A 22,502-nucleotide genomic window follows, 5' to 3' on the forward strand; every position below is an offset into this window, starting at 1 on the left:
CGGTACGGAGCGAAGGAAACGAGAGCGAAGTCGAATGGACGGCGGGGAGAGCATCCATGAGGACCAGCTAGGGTTGATCGCCGGACGGGGCGTCTACCCCGTTTTGTTGGCCCGAGCGGCCCGTCGCGCCGGAGTCGAGCAGCTCAACACGGTCGCCTTCGTGGGGGAGACGGATCCGGAAGTGGAGAAACTCAGCACTCGGACCGAGTGGCTGCGCGTCGGGCAACTGGCAGGCCTGCTCCGCTTCTTTCGCCGTAGCGGCGTTTCTCGCGCCGTCATGGCTGGAGCCGTGGCACCCTCTCACCTGTTTGACTTGCGTCCCGATCTGAAAGCTCTTTTACTGCTGGCCCGTCTCAAGGTGAGAAACGCGGCAACCATCTTCGGAGCCATTGCAGAAGAACTGAAGGCTTCCGGGGTCGTCCTGATGCCTGCTACGACCTATCTGGAGGACGAGCTTGCCCCCGTGGGACATTTCGGAGGACCGTCCCTTCGGCCGAGACAGAAGGAGGATGCCGGATTCGGGTTTCGGATGGCAAAGGAAATCTCGCGGCTGGATATCGGGCAGTCCCTGGTCGTGAAGCAAGGCACGGTCCTGGCCGTGGAGGCATTCGAGGGAACCGACAAGACCTTAGAGCGCGGCGGGGTTTTGGGCCGCGGCAAGGCCGTATTGATCAAGGTCAGCAAACCGGACCAGGATTTCCGATTCGATGTTCCGGTCATCGGTTGGCAGACGATCGAAGTGGCACGAAAATCCGGGGTGGCGCTGATCGTTTGTGAAGCGCAGAAAACGTTGATCTTGGAAAAGGAGAAGGTCGTCCAACTTGCCGGGGAGATGGGGATTTCGCTTTACGGAATGAAGCAAGAAGACGGGGGGATTTCTTGATGCAGCGGATTCGGATCGGGGTGATTGGCGTGGGGCATATCGGCCGACATCATGCCCGTCTTTGCGCGGAGCTTCCGCAAACCGAGCTCGTCGGCGTCTTCGATGTCGACAGGCAACGATGCCGTGAAGTAGCGGACCTGTATGGAGTTGAGCCATTTTCCTCCATGGAGGAACTCATCGCTCGCTCTGTGGCGGTGACGGTCGCGACTCCCACGGGGACGCACTTCGCGGTGACAACGGCTTGCTTGCAGGCGGGTTGTCATGTGCTCGTCGAGAAACCGATTGCAGACCAAGTCGAGGAAGCGCGGGCGCTGGTTTGCCTGTCTCGCGAGAAGGGCTTGCTGCTGCAGGTGGGCCATGTGGAGCGATTCAATCCCGCCTTCCGCGCGATGGAACCCTTTCTGAGGACTCCTAGGTTCATCGAAGCTCATCGCCTCTGTCCCTATCCTGGGAGGAATACCGAGATTGGCGTAGTCTTCGATCTCATGATTCACGATCTGGAGATCATCCTGCATCTGGTCCAGAACCCAGTGGTCGCCATCGATGCGGTCGGAGTGGCCGTCTTGAGCTCGACCGAGGATATTGCCAACGCGCGCATCCGCTTTGCGGGTGGGACCGTTGCCAATTTGACGTGTAGCCGGATCAGTCCGGAAAAGATGCGGAAGATCCGGATCTTTCAGGACGACGCCTATCTCTCCCTTAATTATGGAGACCAGTGCGGCGAGATCTACCGGAAGAAGAATGGGCGAATCGAACGGGAGGCGATTCCGGTCGAAAAGGATGAACCGCTCCGGCTCCAGATCGCCGCGTTCGTCGATTGCGTGAGATCCCAATTCGCTCCGGTCGTGGATGGAGGGAAAGGGGTTGCGGCTCTCGACTTGGCCATGCAGATTTCGGATCGGATCGGAGAGGCGGCTGCTACTCCATGATACGATCGCGTCGGAAGAGAAAATTCTACCTGGTTGCCGGAGAGCCGAGCGGGGACACTCTGGGAGCTTTGTTAATCGAAGCGCTCCGGCGGCAGGAGCCGGAGGCGGTTTTCCGCGGCGCGGGTGGGACGAAGATGGCGGCGGCAGGCCAAAGGCAGACGGTCGATCTCACCAAGCACGCCGTCGTGGGCCTCGTAGAGGTTCTCCGGCATTACCCCGAACTGCGGAAGCTCTTCCATCGACTCGTGCGCGAAATCGAGGCTGCTCGCCCCGAGGCGGTGGTTTTGATCGACTATCCGGGATTCAACCTGCGGCTGGCTCGGGTTCTTCACCGCCGCTTACCAGGGCTGAAGGTGATTTTTTATGTCAGTCCCCAGGTATGGGCTTGGAAGCCCGGGCGTGCCGAGCTTTTAACCGAAAGCGTCGACGAGTTACTTGTCCTCTTTCCCTTCGAAAAGGAGTGGTACGTCCAGCGCGGCAGCTCGCTTCCCGTTTCCTGGGTGGGTCATCCACTCTGGGATCGGCTCCTGGACAACGAGCGGCCGAAGCTCCCTCCGGACCGGCATACCCTTGCGCTCTTGCCCGGCAGCCGGGAAAGCGAAATCCAGCGCCATCTGCCGCTGCTTGTGGGAGCCGCCGCGGAGATGCAGGGCCAACGGGACGACTTGGAGTTTCTCTGGATTCTTCCCGATGCCCGGCGGGAGGCGTACGCCCGCGAGCAGTTGGCTCTGTGCGGCTCCGGCTGCCCGGTTCGCTTGCGAGTCGGCTACCCTCTTTCCCATCTCTCCCGCTGCAGCCTAGCACTGCTCTGCTCGGGATCGGCTTCCCTGGAATGCGCCGCGGTCAGCACCCCGCAGATTCTCGTTTACAAGGCCAACCCGATTACGTACAGCGTCGCCAAGCGGGTGGTTCAGGTTCGTTTTCTGAGCATGGTGAATCTCTTGGCCGATGAGGAAATCATTCCCGAACTCGTCCAGGAAAGGCTGACTCCGGGCGCGATCGCCGAAGCGGCGTTGCATCTTCTGGCGAACCCTGGCGAGTGCTCTCGAATGGTCCATGCGATGCGCGAGACTCTACGGCCGCTTGCTGAGCCAGGAGCGAGCGCCCGGGCCGCTGCGCGCGTCTTGGCGGTGGCTACACGGACGAGCGAGAGCAACGAGGCAGAAAAGGAGACGGGCGGCGGGCGCTCCCGAGAGCGGGAGGCCTCCTCGCCCGAGGAGTCTGCCGCAGGGAGCTTTGCTTCGGAAGGCCGTCCCGGCTAGCCGGCATCTCCGACAAGGATGTTCTTGCGGCGATCGCAAGGAGAAGCTCACTTCTCCTTCGCGGAAGGCAATCGCAGGAGTAGCTCGGGCGGCTCGGCCCGCTGAGTCTGTAGGATGCCGCTGTAAAAGAGGCGGAAGACATACCCGTAGAATCGCTGATGCGGGACGGGATGATCCAAGCGATAAGTAACCTGGAGAACCTCGACACGCTTGCCTCCCCAGCGAGGGAAGGCATTCTCGAAGCCGACGGTCACCTGAGCATTGGTGGGCACGATGATGCCCGCATCGATCTGGTCGTAGGCGTAGAACTGGTAGCGGATCTGCCCCAAGGAGATTTTCGTCCTAGGGTCGGCTGCGATCCGAAAGCGGAAAAGTAACTCCTGACCAAACGGGCTGCCGTTGCCGTTCCGGCGCTCGACTCCAATCAGTTGAAGCGGGGTTTTGACCTGATGACGGAAGGCAGCTTCACTCGAATCGGTGCCCTCCGCTTGCGCTGCTTCTTCAAGACGGTTGCGGGCTCTTTCGTAGGCTGTCCCGGCTGCCGGCCCGATCGCAATGATCCGACTCCAGTACTCTGTAGCCCGCGCGACGTCCTTTTCTTCTTCGGCCAATGTGCCCTGTCGTTCCAGGACGGTCGGATTTTGTGGGTCGAGACCTTCGGCTTGCGAGAGGGCCGCTCGCGCTAAGGTCCGATCTCCTTCGTTTGCAAAACGCTTCGCTTCCTGGAGAAGAGCCGCCACCCGCTCGCTGTTGGTGAGAGCCGGTGGAGCCAGGCGCCCTCCACTGGAACGAGGGTCCAGGACGAGGGAGGGAAGATTACGATCGTACTGGCCGGACGAAACGGGAAGGCGAGGGCTCAGAAGAGCCGGGAGCGGCCGCTCCTGCGTCAACTGCGAGAATTGGGCGTGGGGCATCAGGGCGGGAGCGCGCGTGTCCCCTTTGATCCTGTGGCGGAGCCAGAATACCGACAAAAGCGCCAATCCTTGGGTGACGACTACCAGAGAGGCAAACCAGAGAGACCAGGCGTAGATTTTCGGGATGACTCGTTTGAGAGGAGCGGGTGCTGGTTGCGGGGAACTGGTCGCTTTTGGGAAAAGCGGCGGGGGAGGAGGAGCCAGCACCGGTTCCTCCAGAGGCTCTCCACGTATCGTGTCCCTGGCTGGCTCCAGTTGCGGCTCCTCGGCGCCGACGCCTTCCGTAGGGGAAGAAGGGGAAGCAGTGCCCCGGGTTTCGGCGAGCAGCAGCGGCAGGCGTCTGGCGGCAGCCCGGAGAGCAGCCGCGTTGACTTTTCTCCGCGTCGCCGGCGAAGGCAAGGCGGGGGATGAGGAATCGAGAGGAGCGGTTGCCGACACGAAGGAAGACGTTGATTCTCGATCCGGCGAGACTAAGCTATCTGCGTCAGTCCTTTTCTGATCTTGCATGGAAAAACCCACGCCGGACACTCCCATTCGAGAGCCTACCGACCGAGAACTGGTTCTCTGTCTGCAGAACGGGGATCTTGGAGCGTTCGACCAGCTTGTCAAGCGGTATCAAGCGCGCCTCTATCGGGTGATCTACGGAGTGCTGCTCCACCACGAGGATACGAACGACGTTCTCATGGAAACATTTGTAAAGGCTTACCGCAACATGGGCCGATTCCGGATCGGGGCCTCCTTTTATACCTGGATTTATCGGATCGCGGTCAATACGGCAATTAGTCATCGGCGGAAATTTGCTCGCTTTCGGCTGGCAGGCGGCTCCGGAGAAGGGGACGACGAAGAAAGAACGCCGGAGGCGTTCGTGGACGAATCGGCGGGAAAAGAGGCTCTGCGGAGAATCGAGCTTCAGGAGCTCCATCGAGAGCTCGATCAAGCGCTTGGCCAGTTGAGCGAAGCCCATCGGGCGGTGGTCACTCTTTTCGATATTGAAGGACTAAGCCATGGGGAGATCGCCAAGATTCTCGGATGCTCCGAAGGAACAATTCGATCCCGACTCTTTTACGCACATAAACGTTTGCAGCAGCTGCTGCGTAATTATGTTTGACGCCGTCGGCGGTAACAGAGCAAGGTTTAGGGTCAACGATGAAGGGAAAGCAAGTGATCGAGACGAAACTCAACGAGCAGTTGCGTAACTTTTTCGCCAATCGTGTAGCGGAAAAGGCAACCCCTGAGTATTTCGAGGGGATGCTGGGGCAGGTTCACCGGCGGTTACGGCAGGAGCTTGTCGGCCGTCCGAGTTGGTGGGATCGGTTCGCGGAACTGTTCAATCTCTCCTTGCCGGAACTCCGACCTCTGTTCGTTCGGTATGCTCTCCCGCTGGTTCTTTTCGGTGCCGTCGCAGGCTTTGCCCTGCAGCATGACCGCGTGGCCCCTTTGGCCCCTAAGGGAGCTCTTCTTGCCGCCGGTGGAACTCCATCCCTGATGGCAGACCCTTCCTTGACGCATGGTCTCGGTTCGAACCAGGATCTACTCATTGACCAGAGAGGAGCCGGGGCGCCGGCCTTCATCCGGCCGACGATTGTATGGGGAGCGGGGGAGGGAGTGGTAACCAAGGCAAAAGACCGGGAAGATGGAGGACGATCGTTCGCGAGTGTGCTTCCCGTCCGGTATGAAGCCAGCGTTGACTTTTAGAGTTTCGCTTTTTGGGATTGGCGTTCTGCTATTCGCGTCGAGCGCGGTTCCAGTCTTGGCGTGGCAGGAATCCGTCGCTGCTCTCGGGACTGAAGTCAGCCGGGTATTTGGAGTCGCGCAGCATTCTGTCGTCCGCGTACGAGTTCGGAACAACTCGGTAGATGCGGTCGGAAGCGGTTTCTTCATCGATGCGAGCGGGACGGTCGTCACGCTCGCGGAACTCGTGGGACAAGGGCAGGAGATCCGAGTGGAGTCGGAGAGCGGAAGCTTGCCCGCCGAGTTGGTGGGGCAGGATAGCCGGAGTGGGTTGGCTCTGCTGCGGACTCATCCAGGTCGGCCTACGTCATTTCTCCCTATCGCCTCCGGTAAGGAACCTCCGCCGGGAGCTTTTGTCGTCGGAGTGGGATATCCGTTTAATCTATCCGCGTCACCGATCGTAGGGGTGGTGTTGGGTTCAGACCGGCAGTTTCAGGATCGCCTCTTTTGCGTATCGCATTTACGGGTGGATGTTACCGTCAGCCCGGGAGAGCTGGGAGCGCCACTGCTCAATCTTCAAGGATCTGTCGTGGGGGTGGTGATGGCGGTCGTCAACGAGGGGAGGTGGGCGTATGCATTGCCCGGAAAGGCTACGGAGCGTATCATTGCCGACGTGCGGGAGTATGGCCGAGTCCGGTACGCATGGGCCGGGGTCGGCGTGGCCAGGGTCGGAGATGACCGAACGCAGAGCCCTGTCATCGTAACCCGGCTCTTTCCCAATTCGTCGGCTAAAGAGAGTGGACTGCAGGAAGGAGATCGGTTGGAACGGATTAACGGAAAACCGATCCATCGTTTATCGGACGTCGTCGATGCATCCTTTTACGCATCGGTTGGCGAGCCGATGAAGGTCGCTGTTTCCCGAAACGGGAAGACCAAGCATTTTTCGCTGCGTGCCGGGGAGCGGCCTTCGGATAATACGGGAGGAGCTCCCGGCGCGCCGGCCGTCACGGTCGATACCTCCGCGGCGCAGCCTGTCACAGCACCTCCCGTCCAGAAAACGGTGGGAGGCGGCCCGAATTAGAGCGCCCGCGTCATGGCGGCTTCCCACCTACCGATGCGGGCATCTGCACAGGCCCGGACTATAGGTAGAGGAGCAGCCGGCGGATTCCCTTGGTAACCGAGATGGAGAGTCAAGAGCCCGCCGTCGTTCCAGTCGACGTTCAAAAAGTTCGTCCGAGCGTCATCCCGTACGGCGGCATCGGCGGGCTTCTCTTCTGGATCAGCGTCTGCGTCTTTCTCGGAATCAGCACCATTCACTTCTACGGCAAGTTTACGGTTCGAGACCGGGATGTCCGAGCCCTGCAAGGCGACTCCGAGCTTCTGCGAAGAGAAAACCAAAAGCTTCACGCAGTGGTCGACCAACTGCAAACCGAACTCAGCCAGACGGGCAGTCTGTTGCGGTTGCAACAAGATCTGATAGGACAATCTGCCGCTACGAATGGAACGGGCGATTCGAAGAGGGAAGAGCCGAGATCACGAACTCTTTCGCCCTCGGAAACCCTGGAACTCCGGACTCTGGAGGAGCGGCTGGATAAAGCTTTCGCGGCACGGACGATCGCGAAGGAAGCGGCCATCCTCCGGCGAGAAGACGGGATCGTGATCGTCCTCGACGATCACACCCTCTTCCCCGGAGCGGGCCTCAAAATCGGGAGTTCCGGCTTGACGCTTCTTCACGAACTGGCGGCCGGCCTGAAACCTCTTCCGCCATCCGTCGAAGTCCGGATCACGGGTTTCGCCGAGCCGTCTCCGACGCTTGCGGGCGCTCGCAAAACTCCCCTCTCCAACTGGGAAGTATCCTTGCTGCGCGCCTCGGCGGTCGCAAAACAACTCGTGGAAGGAGAACATCTCCCCGCCGAGAAAGTTATTGCTTCTTGTCGTGGGGCACAGCTTCCCTCGGCGAAGACTCCCGGGGCGGCCGCCGGACCTTCCGCCCATCCGCTCGAAATCGAACTCATCTTCAACCCGGACACCCGTGGCGACCAGAGAGAAGCGACGAGAGGAGGAGCCGGTTCTAGCGAGCGGCAAGGTGGAAGGTGAACACCTTTAACCTTGCTTCCTTCGCCTTTCGGCGTCGGCGATCGGAAGGCTTTTCGAAGGAACGCCGCGCTCGCACTTCTCGTAGCGTTCCTTCGCGGTCGAGCTTGCGCTTGAGCCGTCGTAATGCTTTGTCGATCGATTCGCCTTTTTTTACTCGGACTTCGGTCATTTGCCTCCAGGGTCTATTGCTTGTCGACGGGAAAAGAAGCTCTTTTCCCAAAGATGGGATCCACTTTTTGTCAGCTGTCAGGAAATAGGACGGCCGCACCCGCGAATCGGCCCTCCCGAAGCGCACCGAGCGCCTCGTTTGCCTGCGAGAGCGGGTATGAGTGGATATGAGTACAAAAATGAACTCGCGCTGCCAAGGAAAAGAATTCTTCGCCATCTTGTCGAGTCAGATTCGCAATCGAGGCGATCTGCCTCTCTTCCCAAAGGAGATGGTAGGGGAAGGAGGGAATGTCGCTCATGTGAATTCCCGCGCAGACGACCTTCCCGCCGCGGTCGAGTACACGCAAAGCCGCTGGGATCAACTCCCCGACGGGAGCAAAGAGGATGGCCGCATCGAGAGGAACAGGAGGAGCTTCCGTCGAGGCGCCCGTCCAGACCGCGCCCAACTCTCGAGCGAGGGTTTGCGCCGCGACATCACCGGGCCGGGTAAAGGCGTAGACCTCTTTCCCTTGCGCAACGGCTAGCTGAACAAGCAGATGCGCGGCGGCTCCGAATCCGTAGAAGCCGAGCTTCTCCCCTGATTCCGCCTGCCGATACGAGCGGTAGCCGATGAGACCGGCGCAGAGCAGCGGTGCAGCCTCCCCGTCGCTGTAAGCCGGGGGCAGCGAAAAGGCAAACCGCTCATCGGCCACCAGATATTCCGCGTAGCCTCCATTGCGGGTGTAACCCGTGAATTCGGGATCTTCGCAGAGGTTTTCCCGACCGCTGCGGCAGAAGCGACAGTGCCCGCAGGTTTTGCCCAACCAAGGAATTCCCACCCGCTGCCCGATCGCAAATCGTTTTGCCCCGGGGCCCGGGCGCACGACATTCCCAACGACCTCATGGCCGGGAATTAGGGGTAGCTTTGGTTCTGGGAGCTCGCCGTCGACTACATGGAGATCCGTCCGGCAGATGCCACAGGCGCTGACCTTGACGAGAATCTCGCCCTCTCCCGGTTCGGGCGTCGGCAGCGAGCGCTCGACAAGAGCCTTTCCTGGCCCGTCCCAGACCATGGCTTTCATCAATGGAAGGGCATCCTTTCCGCGTCCGACCGGACGCAAAGTCCCCACAGTATCCCGACAGGCGCCTGCCGTCAATCGGACCTCTTTCTGGTGTCTTGACGAGAGCAGGGGAAAGTCCCTAGGTTAAACCACTGGCTCAAAACCCGGTCCAGAGAAATGGGTCGGGAGCGGGAAGGAACGAAACCAACGAGTAGGCTAGGCGGAAGATCTCATGCGGATAGATATCTTGATCACGGCGGACTTGGGACACCTGAAGGCTTACCGGGTGTCGGTGGATGAGCTTACCGGGAAGCCACATATTCAGATCCTGGCGGATCAGGTTCTTCCGGACGCGCATAAGAAACTGGGGGACATCGAAACAGATGAGCCCGGGCGCTATTCGGTTCGAACCGGAAAGATTACGTTAGGGCGCCCCGCCGGAGAGCAGAACACCATTGAGCTGGAAATTCGCAAGCGATTGCTGGGCCAACTGGCTCATGAGATTGACGCCCTGATCCATCGGGAAGATTGCAAGCGCTGGGGCTTGGCCGCCTGCTCCGAAGTGCTTCCGAGGCTCTTGGAGAAGCTCTCGTCTGCCACCCGGGAACGGCTGATCAAGACGATTCCCTCCGATTTGACGAAACTCGATAAGGAAGACGTTCTCGCCCGATTTCTCGGATAGGAAGGCCGGCCGTTTAGCCTACCTATCTCACAAGCGCAGGTTAGGAACGCCGCGGCTTCCTTCGCGCCGTCGGCCTGACGGGATGGCGGGCGCCGCCTTCCTCGAAAAGGTCGGCGAGATGCAAGTGTCGGAGCATGGAGCGCTTCTTGGTCTGGTGGGCTTCCATTCGCCCTAAGACATCGTCCAGGAAGCGCAAGGCCTCTTCGAGGTGAGGCCCTTTGTTGAGCATCACGCACTCCGATCGTTCCGCCATGGCTGCGTCGGTGACTTCCGCCCGGGAAGGGAAACCCGTCGTCGCGAGGGTTTCCAGGACTTGTGTCGCCCAAATCACAGGCAGATGGGCAGCTTCCGCTACCCACAAGATTTCTTCCTGCACTTCCGCGAGCCGCTCGTAGCCGCACTCGACTGCCAGATCTCCCCGGGCGATCATGACCCCAACCGAGGGGCTGCGCATCGCCGTGAGCAGGATGGTCGGGAGCGCTTCGAACGCCTTTCGGGTCTCGATCTTGACGATGATCGGCAGCCGCTCGTCCCCGGCTCCTCGCAGAGCTTCCTGCAGCATGACGACGTCAGAGGGAGTGCGCACGAACGAAAGGCCGATGCCATCCCCGTGCTCGATGATCCAGGGAAGCAGCGCACGATCCTTTGGAGAAAGAGGAGGCAGGTCGAGGTCGGTTTCCGGAAGATTGATTCCTCGATTGGGGCGGAGCTTCTCTCCCCGTAGCCGGGCTCGGGTCGTTTCGATGACGACTTCCTTAGGCGTGGCGGAGCAGACGCTCCCTGCGATTCGCCCATCGTCAAACCAGACGTTCTGCCCCACGTGCAAGAACCGCAAAACCTCGGCCGGTTCCACTTCGATTGCGGGAAGCGCTCTCTTTCCCATGGGAGCGACGCGCCCTTTTGAATCGGGCGAGACCAACCGGAAGCGGCTCCCACGATGGAGAAGCAGGAAAGAACTGCCGTCGCCCATCCCCTGGGCGAATGCGGCCCGCTGGCCGAGATGCTCCAGGCTGGGAGTCGGGTCGAAGGAGACGAAAGCGGTCTCTTCCGACACCGTCGCTCCTTGGCGAGATTCTGCCAGAAGGCCGGCTTCAAGCCGGTCAACGATCCGCAGCGAACGGGGCTTCCCGCGGATGTCGAAAAAGAGGATCTCCTTCCCCGGCGTGAGCTGCCGTACCCAATCCTCGGGAAAGAGGAGGGCGGCGCAGACCCCTTCGGGCATGCGGCCGGGGAGGACTGCGAAGAGTCCGATCCGCGCGGGCTCGATCACCCTGCCGAATCGATCGGCCACGGGCTTCCAGGTGGTGAAGCGCGGGCCGTTCCGTATGGCGCCGGTCCGCAGCTTGGGTCCCGCGAGGTCCAGGATGATGCGAATTGGCCGACTCTCCTTCCGAGCTGCCCGGCGGAGGTTCTCCACCATCTGAAGCCAGACGGCCTCGCTGTCATGGGTGCAATTGATTCTCGCGATATCCATGCCTGCTCGAAGAATTCTGCGGGTGAACTCAGGATCCTGCGCTGCTTCCGACGGCATTGTCACCATGATGGTCGAGTTTCGACCCGCGGGCTTGGGACCGAGAAGAGAAGCCGTGTGTGCTTGGAGAAGCTCTGCTCCCTCCTGCCGGGTCAGCGGTGGGTGAACCTTGGCCAGCTGCGGGGGGACCTCTTCCCCCAGCGCATGCAGGACGGCCTGCAGACTGAAGAGCACACACCCTTCCGCCCGGCCGAGCGAAGAGAGTCCTCGGTCGGCAAGTTCCCCCTGGAGCCGGCGCAGGTCAAAGCGCCGGAGGGCCAGGTAATGGACGAGATTGCGTGCGCTCGCCTGGTAATCGGGATGAACCTTTTCGAGCAAAACCCGAAACTTCTCCTCCAGAGCGATTGCCGCGTCTCCAATCTCGACCAGCTTTTTGATTAGATTTCGGCGGGTCATCGACGGTCCGGTTGCACGATGTCAACGCCCGAAGAAGTGCCCAGCCGGGTTGCTCCGGCTGCGACAAGCCGTTCGGCGGCGGCCCGATCCCGAATTCCTCCCGAAGCTTTGATCTGCACGTCCGGGCCGACCGCCCTCCGCATCAGGGAAACCAGTTCGGGGGTAGCCCCGCCGAAGCCGAAGCCGGTGGAAGTCTTAAGAAAAGCTGCTCCCGCTCTGGCTGCATGGACGCAGGCGGATCGAATTTCCGCTTCCGTTAATGCTCCGACTTCGAGGATGGCTTTCACCGGATGAGGAGCCGCCGCCTGCACCACAGCAGCGACGTGGGCCTCGACGCGGTTCCAATCTCCCTCTTTCGCCGCACCCAGGGGAATGACCATGTCGAGCTCCTCGGCTCCCTCCTCGACGGCAATCTCGGCTGCCCGTGCCTTTAGCCGAAGACTCGATGCGCCGTGGGGAAAATCGATCACCGTGCAGAGACATACTCCGCTGCCTTCAAGCCGGCGCCCCGCTTCGGGGAGCCAGAGGGGCTGAATACAGACCGAATAGAAGCCGTAAGCCAAGGCTTCCTGACAGAGCCGAGCAATCATCGCGGAGGTAGCGTCTGGCCGCAAAAGCGTCTGATCGATCATGGAGGCGAGCCTTTTGCCCGTCTCGTCCAGAGCCGCATTTTCCGTCGCGTTTTCTGTCAGGTCGGTCATCTCTATTCTCTCCGGGAATTGATTCTACTTCTTTTGGCTTACAAGAGAAGGGAGTCTCGCATGGACAATTCATCCCTTGGATTCCTTGGCCGCCGCGAAACCGATCTCGCCCTGTACTTCCAGGCGTTCGGTAAATTTGGGTCTCTTCTCCACCTCGTCTAAAAAGCGGAAGAACTCGTCCGCCGTCTCGAAAAGATGGCCCTTTTCCACATAAGAATCGGTGGTAAAGGGAGAGAAACCTCCCGGAAAAATCATGTAACGGGCCTTCATGTAGTCTCGAGCATGGCCGAGCTCATCCATCATGCCCGCGGAAAGCGGCGGTCGCTCCGGATAGGGATGGATCGCGACGACGGCATGCACCTTGCCGACATACCAGTGCAGGTCGCGGTGGACGGTATAGGCGTAGATCACCTCCCGATCGATGGGAGAGTCGAACTCTCGGGCGATCTCGACCGTCTGCGGGTCGATGACGACCGCATATTCCCGCAGGCGCTGGACGATGCGGTTGATTTCGAGCCGCATGGTTGGTTCTGCGTGCGTCATCGAATAGCTGACGTAGACGACCCAGGGTTTGGGATGGCAGACCAGCTTGTAGAGCGCATCCGCTGGTTCGTTGACGGCGAGAACGTAGTGGGGAATCCCCATATAGCGTGCCCAATCCTCGGAGAGGGAGACCTCCTCGTTCATCCAGGAAAGAATCTCGTAGATCGTGTGGTGGCGCTCTTTGAGTGCCCGCAGGAAGCGATCGGGATGATCAAGGGACTCGAGTTCCTTCTTGATGACCCATTCGGCCTCGATCAAGGTCACGACCGCGTCCGGCGCGATGAAGTCCCGGAGGATCCGTTGGTCCTTGAACTTCCGATTGATCCGGTTCCATTCGATGGTCGCAGGGAGGCGGACAATCACATCCGAGCAGCCGTGCTTGGCGATCTCGTAGCCGATCTTTTCGTACTCCCGCTCGCGAGTGAGCTCGAAGACATAGTCGGTCGTTCCCAAGAGACGCTCCAGAGGTTTTTTCCCATGCTTCGTAAACTCGCCCACCGCATCGAAGACCCGGATGTCTCTCCCGTTTTCCTTGCCGAGAGCAACCACCTTCCGCAGATAGGAGGCGTCACTCATGCCTGCGACCATGCCCGTGACCAGAAGTTTCATAATCCGTGCCGATGGGAAAAGGTTACGGGACACGGAGCCGATGCGATGGCTCGTCGGCATCCTGCGCCGCCCTCCAGGCCGGGTCGGGGGACTCGCTGCGATCGCGCCACAGCGAGACGGCGACGCCCTCCGCCTGGGGGAGCGGAAACTTTTCCAAAACGACCGAAACGCTTTTCACCTTGGGGCGGCGGAGAACCGCCGCGGCAATCTCTTCTGCCAATCGTTCGAGGAGGTTGCGGGGCCGGGCGCCGGCTACTTGTCGGACCTCTCGGGCAAGCTCGTCGTAGTCGACCGTCTCCTGGATCTGATCCGAGCGGGCGGCCTCTTCGAGGCCGCCGACCTGGAGGCGAAGAGAGACACGGAGAGGTTGCGCCCGACTTCTTTCCTCCTCGGTGATCCCGATTCGGCTTTCGAGCCAAAGCCCTCGGATCTCAATCGCGTCGCCCATCGCTCCCCTTGCGTCCTTCTGCGCTGCTTTTTTGTAAAGAAGATGGGCGAGGAAAGAAGGAAAGAAGGCCTCTTCCAGCGTAATCCAGACGAGCCGGCTGACCCCCGGTTCCCGGCTGCTCCGGGAACCGGCAACATTGAGGACGCGAATCTGGTGCTCTTCGAGGAAGGCGCGCAGTTTCTCCGCCGGGTAGGGTGTTCCTCCGTTAAGATGGACCCAAGGCTTGCGAAGACGAGCCGCTTCCTCCGCCGTGAGGCGGGAGCCCCCGCTGAGCGTCCGGTCAACGGTGAAGATGACGGTGCCATCGCTATCGCGCACGTTCCACAGAGTGCGCTCCACATAATCCTCACTCGGCGTCTCTTCCAGAGGATAGCGGTGGGGAATGGCGCCGTCTTCGGCGCGACGCCCCCGCGGGCACCAGCCTCCTGCCGCGATTCCATGGGCGAGCGCCCAATCGAGAGCCGCGCGATCGGCTCCGGTTTGCCCGCCGGAAACGATCTTTTCAAGGGGCGATCGAATCTCTTGGCGCATAGAGGGATTTCTATCCGATCCCTTGATTCCTGGCGAGCGTCCTTGCGAAGGGAAGAGGCCGCGGGGAAGCCCTTTTCCCTTTTCGACTGCTTCGGGATCGTGGCAGAAAAAGAGCCATGAGCCCCTTGCCGCCGGAGCCCCGGATCGAGACGCGCCTTAAGGTCTACTACTTCGATACCGACGCGGCGGGAGTCGTCCACAACGTGGCTTACCTGCGGCTCATCGAAGTGGCCCGTTCCGAGCTGGCGGAGACGCTCGGCTGGAGCCTTCAAGAGATGGGGAGGACGGGCCTTGTCCCTGTCCTGGTTCGGACCGAGATCGACTACTTGCGACCAGCTCGGCTGGGCGAAGATCTCTCCATCGAGTCGAGGCTGACTCGGCTGGAACGAGTGCGCTTCGTCATCGAGAGCGTCATTCGGAAGCGGGGAGAGCCGGACGATCTCGTCCGCTGCCGTCAGACCCTCGTCACGGTGCGCCTCGCGAACGGTCGCCCCCAGGCCGTACCGGAGAGCTGGGTGATGGCCTATCCCCACCTGTCGAGCGGGGGCACCGGATCAAGGACTGTCTCTTGAGAGGGGAAGCTTCTTTTTCGTCCCACCGGGGGAGAGCCGGGCGGCCGACGGGACTCGAACCCGCAACAGCCAGAACCACAATCTGGAGCTCTACCATTGAGCTACGGCCGCCGTCTGCTTCCGAGCCACCATAGGGCAGCGAGCCCCCCGGCGCAAGCGCCGGCTCCACCATCTTGCCTGCGGATCCGGGCCGAGAAAGCGAGGCCTTTCTCGCTTGTTCTTAGGCGATCCCGGGGAATACTGGAGAGAAGATGATCATCCTTTCGACCTCGGCGATCCGACGGAGCGAAGAGAAGGAAATGGCCCGTGGAATTTCCGACGAAGAACTGATGGAACGGGCGGGAAGGGGGTGCGCCGAACGGATTCTCGAGGCGTTTCCGGGAAAGAAGAGGGTGCTTGCCCTAGTCGGGCGGGGCAATAACGGCGGCGACGGGCTGGTCATTGCGCGTTGTCTCGCCCTCGCCGGTTGGGACGCAACCGTCTACCTCTCCACCGAGCGCGAGGGGCTGGGAGCGCTCTGCGCAAAAAAGCTCGGGGAGTGGGAGCGGCAAGGCGGACAGGTGGCTCCCTTCGGCTCTCCACCCTGGGCAGAGGTCGATCTCGTCCTCGATGCCCTGCTCGGCATTGGAATGAAAGGAGAGCTTCGGGGAGAGATGGCCCAGCTCGTCTCCAGCCTCAACGACGAGCGGGCCAGGCGATTTTTCCGGACGGTCGCGGTCGACACGCCCTCTGGCCTTTGGGCTGGCGCGAACGCCGCTTCCGCGGCCGTGGTGGCGGACCTCACCCTGACGGTTGGCTACGGCAAGGATTTCCTCTTTCGGGAAGCCCTTTCCCGCTTCGTGGGCCGGATCGAAATCGTGCCGATCTTCTCCGGCCGCGAAGAGTGTGGAGGCGGAGCCGAAGCGATCGTTCCCGAGGAGGTCGCCCGGTGGCTTCCGAGACGCAGCGCGCACTGCCATAAGAATCAGTTTGGCCGGGTTCTCCTTTTGGGCGGCTCCCGCGGCTTCACCGGCGCCCCTGCCATGGCTGCGAGCGCAGCGCACCGGGTCGGCGCGGGACTCGTGACCCTTGGCGTACGGGAGGAGGTCTATCCCGTTGTCGCCGCCCACAGCCGATTGGAGACCATGGTCTTCCCGATCTCGGATGAGTCGCTGCTCGCCTCGAACCTCTCCCGGGCGACGGTCGTCGCGATCGGTCCCGGTCTCGGCTTGGATCGAGCGGCCGAGGATCTCCTTGCCCTTCTTGTGGAAGAAAACCGATCCCCCGCCGTCTTCGATGCGGATGCCCTGACCCTTTTCGCGAGAAATCCGGGGCTCTTGGATCGGTTACGCTTCCCGGCGGTTCTCACCCCTCATCCGGGAGAGATGAGCCGGCTTCTCGGACGGAAGATCAGGGACGAAGAGAGGGAAGAGGCGGCGCGCGAATTCGTCGAGCGGACTCCGGCGACCCTCGTTCTCAAGGGCACTCGCACGCTCGTCGTCCGGAAGGGAGAGTCTTTCTGGTACAATACAACCGGAAATCCCGGCTTGGCCGCCGGAGGATCGGGAGACATCCTTCTGGGAATCCTGGCTGGGTTGATCGGTCAGGGAATACCGCCCTGGGAGGCGGCAAAGCTGGGAGTCTGGCTCCATGGGCGGGCAGCCGATCTCCTCCTCCAGGCAAGGGAGGTCGAAGAAGGGATCCTGGCGACCGAGGTGGTCGAGAGCTTGGCTGGAGCGATCCGAAGCTTCCGTGCGGCGGCCTGCCGGGCCCTCCGCGAGCGGGAGGAGTGGTCTGCGGGCAACCTCGCTGTGGCTCCTACCACCAGCCGGGCCCCCAGCCCATGACAGTCGGTTCCCAGCCGATCGGATTCCAGTATTGGTCGATGGCGCCGTATTCGTCGATCGACCCGTAGGCTGCCAGCTCCTTCTTCTGCTCTTCTTCGATCACTTTCGGCTCGTGCGGCCAGAGAGAGAAGTGAATGGCCTCCATCCGGATCGTTGGACCCGGACGGAGCGCCGGGTTGGGGAGGACGCGTCCGGCCACGACGAGCCTCTTCCCTGGGCTGTAGACCGTGGGATCGAGTCGACCCTCGTATTCGGCGAGGATCCGGCCACCGGATTCTGCTGTCCTAAGCGGCACGTCATGGGCGCTCAGTGGTCGCTGCGAAAGGAGCACGACGCTCCCCTTCTCGAAGAGTCGGGTCTCGATGATCCGGCCGCCGAAGACGACGATCCTGCCTTGGAAGGCGGCCGGGTCGGCTGCGATCTCCGAAAAAAGCGGCTGACCTTTGGCCTTGTGGCGCAGGGATTCCGGAACGGGGCTTAAGTTGGCGCATCCCGCCAGGGAAAACAGACAGAAGATCAAGAGGCTGGGAACAACCAGCCGCTCCTTGCGGTTACCCATCGCTAGAGGGGAGTGAAGCAGGCTTGCCTTTCTCGGCCAAGACCGGAATGCAGATCGAATCGGTTTGCTCGGCCGGTGAGGGAAAAAAGACTTGGCGGGCCGACGGAAAATGAGCATGAGAAGGCAGATCGGCTCCCGTGATATAGGGACTGCCCGCGAAGATGTCTCGAGAAGCCATGGAATCCCGGAAACCCGTTCGCGTCGCCCTTCTCCAGGCTGGAGCGGGAAGAGATCGAGACGACAATCTCCAGCGGCAGGAGAGACTCTTTCAAGAAGCGGCGGAGCAGGGGGCGGAGGTCATCTGCACGCAAGAACTCTTCGCCGCGCCGTATTTTTGTCAGGAAGAGAATGTCGAGGCCTTCCGATGGGCCGAGGCGATCGACGGCCCGACCGTCCGGTTTCTGCGGAAGCAGGCGCAAGGAGCCAAGGCGGTGGTGATCGGCTCCTTCTTCGAACGGCGTGCCCCAGGACTTTTCCATAACACCGCCGTGGTGATCGACCCTGCCGGGACTCTACTTGGCTGCTATCGGAAGATGCATATTCCCGACGATCCCGGCTATTACGAGAAGTATTACTTCACACCCGGGGACTTGGGCTTTCGCGTCTGGCCAACCCCCGCCGGTCGGCTGGGGGTCCTGGTCTGCTGGGATCAATGGTATCCCGAGGCGGCTCGGCTGACCGCCTTGCGAGGGGCGGAAGTGCTTTTCTACCCTTCGGCGATCGGCTGGCACCCGCACGAGAAGGAGAACGAGGGTGCCGCCCAGGCGGATGCTTGGCGGACAATGCAGAGAAGCCATGCCATTGCCAACGGGTGCTTCGTCGTTGCCGTCAATCGGGTTGGGCGAGAGGAAGGGCCGGGCGGACGCGCGATCGAGTTTTGGGGGCGCAGCTTTGTAGCCGACCCGATGGGCCGAGTCCTCGCGGAAGCCTCCGGGGAGGAGGGAGTGCTCTTAGCGGATCTCGACCTCGGCCGGATCGAAGAAGTTCGTGTTCATTGGCCCTTTTTGCGCGATCGCCGAGTCGACGCCTACGGAGAGATCGCTGCGCGCTACTTGGGGTGAGGACGAAAAACGGAGTGGAGGGCAGCAGGGAGGAGTCACAGGGAAGGAGCCCGAAGGGGACCCCTCGGGCTTTCGGGTTTCGCATGCCGCCCGAGTGGGCGCATCATCGGGCGACCTGGCTAACCTGGCCGCGCGGGGAAGGGATCAGCTTCCCCGGGAAAGAGAAGAAGATGATCGCCTTCTGGGCGGATCTGGTCCAACTCCTCTCCTCCGGAGAGATCGTGCGGGTGAACTGCTTTTCCCGCGAGCAGCGCAAATCGGTGCAGGATCTGCTGCAAGCCCGCGGTCTTGCCCTCGGCCGCAGAGTGCTTCTCTACGAGAGTCCCGCCTACGAGCCATGGTGTCGGGATCATGGGCCGATCTTCGTTCAAAATGGCCGGGAGACCGCGATCGTCGATTGGGGCTATGACGCCTGGGGGAAAAAGTATCCGCCCTACTCGCTGGACGACCTGGTGCCGCAGCGGGCCGCCTTTTTTCTCGGAATGCGCTGTTTCGAACCCGGGATCGTCCTGGAGGGGGGAGCGATCGACACCAACGGAGAGGGAACTTTTCTCGTGGGCTCCCGCTGTCTTCTCGATCCAGTCCGCAATCCGGGAATGACGCGGGAGCGGATGGAGTGGGCCCTGCGCGAATATCTGGGTGCGGAACGGATCATCTGGCTCGAGGCCGAAATCGTGGGGGACGACACCGACGGCCATGTGGACGAGATCGCCCGCTTCATCGACCGCTCGACGATCGTGGTCGCACGCGTCCAAGACCCCGAAGACCCCAACTACGCCCCTCTGGAAGAGAACTTCGAGCGACTTCAGGCGGAAGCGGCAAGGGGCCCCGAGAGACTTCGCCTGGTCGCGTTGCCGATGCCGGGGGCGATCTACGAGGGAGAGACGCGGCTTCCCGCCTCCTACGCAAACTTTTATTTCTCGAACGAGGCACTTCTCTTTCCCGCTTTCGGAGATCCCATGGACGCCGTCGCCGGCGAGATCTTCGGCAAACTGGTCCGCGACCGGCCGACGGTCCCCGTGCCGGCTCGCGATCTTGTTTGGGGATTCGGCGGCTTGCACTGCATCACCCAGCAGGAGCCGGAATGAGGCCACTATGATCTACCACGTTTCCCTGAGCCTGACAGCCCTCGTCGTCGGCCTGCTCCACGGCCTGGGCGGGATCCTTGCCCTTCTTTTTCCCGATAGAATTCAGCGATTTGTGCAGCGGTTCCCGAGAGACCGTGCCCTTGGACGGATTCTGCTGGGAGGTGTGACCGTATGGGCAGCAATCCTCTGCGCCACGACCGATTTGGGGGAATATTCCGCATTCCGTTCGGGCCTCGTTTCGGGGTGCCTCATTCTCGGGACGCTTTCGATCTGGCTCCTGGACGACTTTCCTTCGGTCCGGGGGCTCTCCATGCTCTTCCTGCTAGCGGCCAACGTCCTGCTCGATGCCGCCTTCCTGAGCGATCGTCCCGGGAAGATCGCCCTGGTCCTCCTGGCCTACCTCTGGGTGGCTGCCGGGATCCTTTTTGTGAGCCTTCCCCATCTCTTCCGCGATCGGGTCTGTGAGCCGCTGGGGCTTCCCGGCCCCCTGCGCGCAGCCGCGTGGGCTGCCCTGGCGGTAGGCGCGGGCTTCGTCGCCTTCGGCCTTGGCCTCGGATAGATGTCGACGGGGACGAAGATTGACAAGTGGCGGCTCTCCTCCGAAAGTGTACCCTCCGGTTGGAGAACGCTTGGGAGACATGCAGGCTAGGAATAGGACGTGAGCAGGCGACTGATTTACCTGGATAACAACGCCACGACGGCGGTGCTCCCGGAGGCGGTTCGGGAGATGGTCCCTTTCCTTTCAGTCTACTATGGGAACGCTTCGAGCGCTTACTCCCTCGGTCAGGAGTCCAAAGAGGCCGTCCAGTCGGCCCGGCGCCGCGTCGCGTGTCTGTTGGGCTGTCTGGAGGAAGAAATCGTCTTTACGAGCGGAGGCACCGAATCGGACAACACCGCGCTCTGGTCTGCTCTGCGCACTTCCGGGAAACGGGAGTTGGTCACCACGGCTGTGGAGCACCCGGCCGTCTATCGTTTCTGCCAGGAGCTGGAGCGAGACGGGTATCGCGTCCGATGGCTTCCCGTCGGTTCCGACGGTCGTCTCGACCCGGCGGACGTCGCTCGGGCGATCCACTCGGAGACGGCGGTCGTCTCGATCATGTGGGCAAACAACGAGACCGGGGTGCTCTTTCCGATTCGTGAGATCGGAGAGATCTGCCGCGCGCATGGAGTTCTCTTTCACACCGATGCCGTCCAGGCAACGGCGAAGGTTCCGATCGCCGTGGCGGAAATGTCCGTCGACTTTCTCTCGGTTTCCTCACACAAGTTCGGGGGTCCCAAAGGAGTGGGCGTTCTCTACGTCCGGCAGGGAGTGCCCTTTCATCCCTACTTTTGGGGAGGCTCGCAGGAACGTGGTCGGCGCGCGGGAACCGAAAATGTCGCTGCCATCGTGGGCATGGGCCGAGCCGCTGATCTTGCCGCGGAGCGAGTCGGGCAATTCGCGGAGCGGGTCGGGAAGCTGCGGGACCGCTTTGAGCGAACGATCCTTGCCGGCCTGACGGAGGTACGGATCAACGGACAGCCGGCCGAGCGCGTTCCGAACACCTCCAATCTCTGCTTCCACAATGTGGAATCCGAAGCCCTCCTCATGGAACTCGATCGTCAGGGGATCCAGGCGTCGGGCGGATCGGCCTGCAGCACCGGGAGCGCCAAGCCCTCCCGCGTCCTCGTCGAGATGGGGCTGAGCGTGCGGGAGGCCTTCTCCAGCGTCCGCTTCTCGCTCGGCTGGAATAATACCGAGGACGAAATCGACCGTGCGGCGGCTGCAATCGTTGCCGCAGTGCGGCGCATTCGGGAGAAGCTCCCGGCGGCGTTGGTTGCGGAATGACCATCGATCAGATCGTAAACGATGCAGATCTCCGGTCCCGGCTCTTTCCGGTGACCAAGAGGAAGATTTTTCTCGCCCATGCGGGCGTCGCTCCGATCACCCAGGCGGCTGTCGATCGGATCCGTACCGCAGCCGAAGAGGGAGCAAGCCAGGAGCAGGAGACCGAAGGGCTTCTGCGAGAACTCGAAGAGAGCCGCCGGGTGGCTGCTCGCCTTTTGAAGGTCGATGCGAGCGAGATCGCTCTGGTCGGGCCGACAGCCTTTGGCTTGAATCTCGTGGCGCTGGGCATCGAGTTTCAAGCGGGAGACGAGGTGGTCTTCTATCCAGACGACTACCCGTCCAACGTCTATCCCTGGTTGCGACTGGAGAAGCGTGGCGTCAAGCTGGTGCGGCTCCAGCCCGTCTCCTTGGGTAGACTCACCCCGGAGCTGGTGCTGGACGCGGTCGGCCCGCGAACCCGTCTGGTCGCACTCGCCTCTTGCCACTTTCTTTCCGGCTACCGGCTCGATTACCGAACGATCGGGGAAGAGCTTCGCCGCCGAGGCGTGCTTTTTTGCCTCGACGGGATTCAAACACTGGGCGCCGCTCCCGTGGATGCAGCTTACTGTGATTTTTTGAGCGCCGACTCGCACAAGTGGCTTTTGGGCCCCTTGGGAGCGGGCATCTTCTATGTTCGCAAAGAGCGGCAGCCCCTTCTCCCGCCGGCGCTCCTGGGCGCCTGGAACATCCGATCGCCGGGTTTTATCGCTCAGGAAACGGTCGAATGCGAGGCGGGTGCCCGTCGCTACGAATGCGGGGCACTCAACGCATTGGGTATTTTGGGCATGCGTGCTTCGATGGAACTCCTGCTGGAGCTGGGAATCGAGGCGATTGGCGAGCGTCTCCTCTCGCTGCACACTTTCCTGGCCGAAGGACTGCGCAAGCGTGGATGGCATCTCCTCGCAGAGGAGTTTCCCGAAGAGGCCCGATCCGGGATCGTGACGGCGACCCACGACCAGCGTAATCTCACCGCAGCAGTCGAGGCTTTGAAGGAGCAAGAGATCGTCGTCTCTCTTCGGTGGGATCGGCAGGGGAAGCAGTATATTCGTTTCTCCCCCCATTTTTACAACACTCACGCAGAACTCGCCAAGGTGGTCGGCGTCCTTGACCGGAGCGGTTTGGGATAG

The 22,502-nt window shown here is 61.5% G+C and carries 23 protein-coding genes and 1 tRNA gene; 15 read left to right on the forward strand and 9 right to left on the reverse strand.

The window, feature by feature from the left end; all coding sequences use genetic code 11:
• Positions 1-34: 34 nt before the first annotated feature.
• The 3 genes from MAMT_RS03565 to lpxB are packed head-to-tail and all read left to right on the forward strand — an operon-like array spanning position 35 to position 3,074.
• Complete coding sequence (locus MAMT_RS03565; RefSeq protein WP_142659642.1) at positions 35-883, forward strand: LpxI family protein; 849 nt, start codon at positions 35-37, stop codon at positions 881-883.
• Positions 883-1,812, forward strand: a complete 930-nt coding sequence (locus MAMT_RS03570) for a Gfo/Idh/MocA family protein (RefSeq protein WP_142659676.1) — start codon at positions 883-885, stop codon at positions 1,810-1,812. The genes MAMT_RS03565 and MAMT_RS03570 overlap by 1 nt, the downstream gene beginning before the upstream one ends.
• A complete protein-coding gene (gene lpxB / locus MAMT_RS03575) occupies positions 1,809-3,074 on the forward strand; it encodes a lipid-A-disaccharide synthase (protein ID WP_142659643.1) in 1,266 nt (421 codons plus the stop codon). Before MAMT_RS03570 ends, lpxB begins: the two co-directional genes overlap by 4 nt.
• A gap of 47 nt (positions 3,075-3,121) precedes the next feature.
• Here lpxB and MAMT_RS03580 read toward each other — a convergent pair whose 3' ends face one another.
• On the reverse strand, positions 3,122-4,426 hold the full coding sequence (locus tag MAMT_RS03580) for a tetratricopeptide repeat protein (protein ID WP_142659644.1): 1,305 nt from the start codon (positions 4,424-4,426) through the stop codon (positions 3,122-3,124).
• 67 nt (positions 4,427-4,493) lie between these two features.
• On the opposite strand from MAMT_RS03580, the gene MAMT_RS03585 reads away from it, so the two are divergent.
• From MAMT_RS03585 to MAMT_RS03600, 4 genes are all read left to right on the forward strand, one after another.
• Positions 4,494-5,096 carry an RNA polymerase sigma factor gene (locus MAMT_RS03585; protein ID WP_142659645.1) on the forward strand — a complete coding sequence of 201 codons (603 nt, stop codon included), beginning with the start codon at positions 4,494-4,496 and terminating at the stop codon, positions 5,094-5,096.
• 38 nt (positions 5,097-5,134) lie between these two features.
• Complete coding sequence (locus tag MAMT_RS03590) at positions 5,135-5,683, forward strand: hypothetical protein (protein ID WP_142659646.1); 549 nt, start codon at positions 5,135-5,137, stop codon at positions 5,681-5,683.
• Positions 5,684-5,738: 55 nt separating this feature from the next.
• Positions 5,739-6,740: a S1C family serine protease gene (locus tag MAMT_RS03595; RefSeq protein ID WP_178086899.1), complete on the forward strand. Its 1,002-nt coding sequence runs from the start codon at positions 5,739-5,741 to the stop codon at positions 6,738-6,740.
• A gap of 101 nt (positions 6,741-6,841) precedes the next feature.
• Positions 6,842-7,756, forward strand: a complete 915-nt coding sequence (locus MAMT_RS03600) for an OmpA/MotB family protein (protein ID WP_142659648.1) — start codon at positions 6,842-6,844, stop codon at positions 7,754-7,756.
• Here the strand turns inward: MAMT_RS03600 and rpsU are convergent.
• Positions 7,731-7,925, reverse strand: a complete 195-nt coding sequence (gene rpsU / locus MAMT_RS03605; RefSeq protein ID WP_142659649.1) for a 30S ribosomal protein S21 — start codon at positions 7,923-7,925, stop codon at positions 7,731-7,733. The two genes, MAMT_RS03600 and rpsU, sit on opposite strands and share 26 nt — an antisense overlap.
• Before the next feature lie 70 nt (positions 7,926-7,995).
• Positions 7,996-8,985, reverse strand: a complete 990-nt coding sequence (locus MAMT_RS03610) for a zinc-dependent alcohol dehydrogenase family protein (RefSeq protein ID WP_142659650.1) — start codon at positions 8,983-8,985, stop codon at positions 7,996-7,998.
• 211 nt (positions 8,986-9,196) lie between these two features.
• Between MAMT_RS03610 and MAMT_RS03615 the strand changes: the two genes are divergently transcribed.
• Positions 9,197-9,646: a host attachment protein gene (locus MAMT_RS03615; RefSeq protein WP_142659651.1), complete on the forward strand. Its 450-nt coding sequence runs from the start codon at positions 9,197-9,199 to the stop codon at positions 9,644-9,646.
• Positions 9,647-9,686: 40 nt separating this feature from the next.
• On the opposite strand, the gene MAMT_RS03620 is transcribed toward MAMT_RS03615, so the two are convergent.
• The 4 genes from MAMT_RS03620 to MAMT_RS03635 form a co-directional block, all read right to left on the reverse strand.
• Complete coding sequence (locus MAMT_RS03620; protein ID WP_142659652.1) at positions 9,687-11,573, reverse strand: pyruvate kinase; 1,887 nt, start codon at positions 11,571-11,573, stop codon at positions 9,687-9,689.
• Positions 11,570-12,274, reverse strand: coding sequence for a deoxyribose-phosphate aldolase (gene deoC / locus MAMT_RS03625; RefSeq protein WP_142659653.1), 705 nt, complete (start codon positions 12,272-12,274; stop codon positions 11,570-11,572). The genes MAMT_RS03620 and deoC overlap by 4 nt, the downstream gene beginning before the upstream one ends.
• A gap of 69 nt (positions 12,275-12,343) precedes the next feature.
• Complete coding sequence (locus tag MAMT_RS03630; protein ID WP_142659654.1) at positions 12,344-13,426, reverse strand: hypothetical protein; 1,083 nt, start codon at positions 13,424-13,426, stop codon at positions 12,344-12,346.
• Positions 13,427-13,448: 22 nt separating this feature from the next.
• Positions 13,449-14,405: a YpsA SLOG family protein gene (locus MAMT_RS03635; protein ID WP_142659655.1), complete on the reverse strand. Its 957-nt coding sequence runs from the start codon at positions 14,403-14,405 to the stop codon at positions 13,449-13,451.
• A 116-nt stretch (positions 14,406-14,521) separates the two neighbouring features.
• Between MAMT_RS03635 and MAMT_RS03640 the strand changes: the two genes are divergently transcribed.
• Positions 14,522-14,977, forward strand: a complete 456-nt coding sequence (locus MAMT_RS03640) for an acyl-CoA thioesterase (protein WP_142659656.1) — start codon at positions 14,522-14,524, stop codon at positions 14,975-14,977.
• Positions 14,978-15,016: 39 nt separating this feature from the next.
• On the opposite strand, the gene MAMT_RS03645 is transcribed toward MAMT_RS03640, so the two are convergent.
• A tRNA-His gene (locus tag MAMT_RS03645) sits at positions 15,017-15,088 on the reverse strand.
• 140 nt (positions 15,089-15,228) lie between these two features.
• Here MAMT_RS03645 and MAMT_RS03655 point away from each other — a divergent pair.
• Positions 15,229-16,803 carry an NAD(P)H-hydrate dehydratase gene (locus MAMT_RS03655; protein WP_142659657.1) on the forward strand — a complete coding sequence of 525 codons (1,575 nt, stop codon included), beginning with the start codon at positions 15,229-15,231 and terminating at the stop codon, positions 16,801-16,803.
• Here the strand turns inward: MAMT_RS03655 and MAMT_RS03660 are convergent.
• Positions 16,775-17,362, reverse strand: coding sequence for a Slp family lipoprotein (locus MAMT_RS03660; RefSeq protein WP_178086900.1), 588 nt, complete (start codon positions 17,360-17,362; stop codon positions 16,775-16,777). The genes MAMT_RS03655 and MAMT_RS03660 overlap by 29 nt on opposite strands.
• A gap of 176 nt (positions 17,363-17,538) precedes the next feature.
• Here MAMT_RS03660 and MAMT_RS03665 point away from each other — a divergent pair, with 176 nt between their 5' ends.
• From MAMT_RS03665 to MAMT_RS03685, 5 genes are all read left to right on the forward strand, one after another.
• Positions 17,539-18,423, forward strand: coding sequence for a carbon-nitrogen hydrolase (locus MAMT_RS03665; RefSeq protein WP_178086901.1), 885 nt, complete (start codon positions 17,539-17,541; stop codon positions 18,421-18,423).
• The gene (locus tag MAMT_RS03670; protein WP_142659660.1) at positions 18,420-19,511 is read left to right on the forward strand and encodes an agmatine deiminase family protein; all 1,092 of its coding nucleotides are present in this window, start codon (positions 18,420-18,422) and stop codon (positions 19,509-19,511) included. Before MAMT_RS03665 ends, MAMT_RS03670 begins: the two co-directional genes overlap by 4 nt.
• 7 nt (positions 19,512-19,518) lie before the next feature.
• Positions 19,519-20,070: a hypothetical protein gene (locus MAMT_RS03675; RefSeq protein WP_142659661.1), complete on the forward strand. Its 552-nt coding sequence runs from the start codon at positions 19,519-19,521 to the stop codon at positions 20,068-20,070.
• A gap of 99 nt (positions 20,071-20,169) precedes the next feature.
• Positions 20,170-21,336 carry a cysteine desulfurase family protein gene (locus MAMT_RS03680; RefSeq protein ID WP_142659662.1) on the forward strand — a complete coding sequence of 389 codons (1,167 nt, stop codon included), beginning with the start codon at positions 20,170-20,172 and terminating at the stop codon, positions 21,334-21,336.
• A complete protein-coding gene (locus MAMT_RS03685; protein WP_142659663.1) occupies positions 21,333-22,502 on the forward strand; it encodes an aminotransferase class V-fold PLP-dependent enzyme in 1,170 nt (389 codons plus the stop codon). The genes MAMT_RS03680 and MAMT_RS03685 overlap by 4 nt, the downstream gene beginning before the upstream one ends.

The sequence above is a fragment of the Methylacidimicrobium tartarophylax genome, assembly GCF_902143375.2.
GTDB lineage: Bacteria > Verrucomicrobiota > Verrucomicrobiia > Methylacidiphilales > Methylacidiphilaceae > Methylacidimicrobium > Methylacidimicrobium tartarophylax.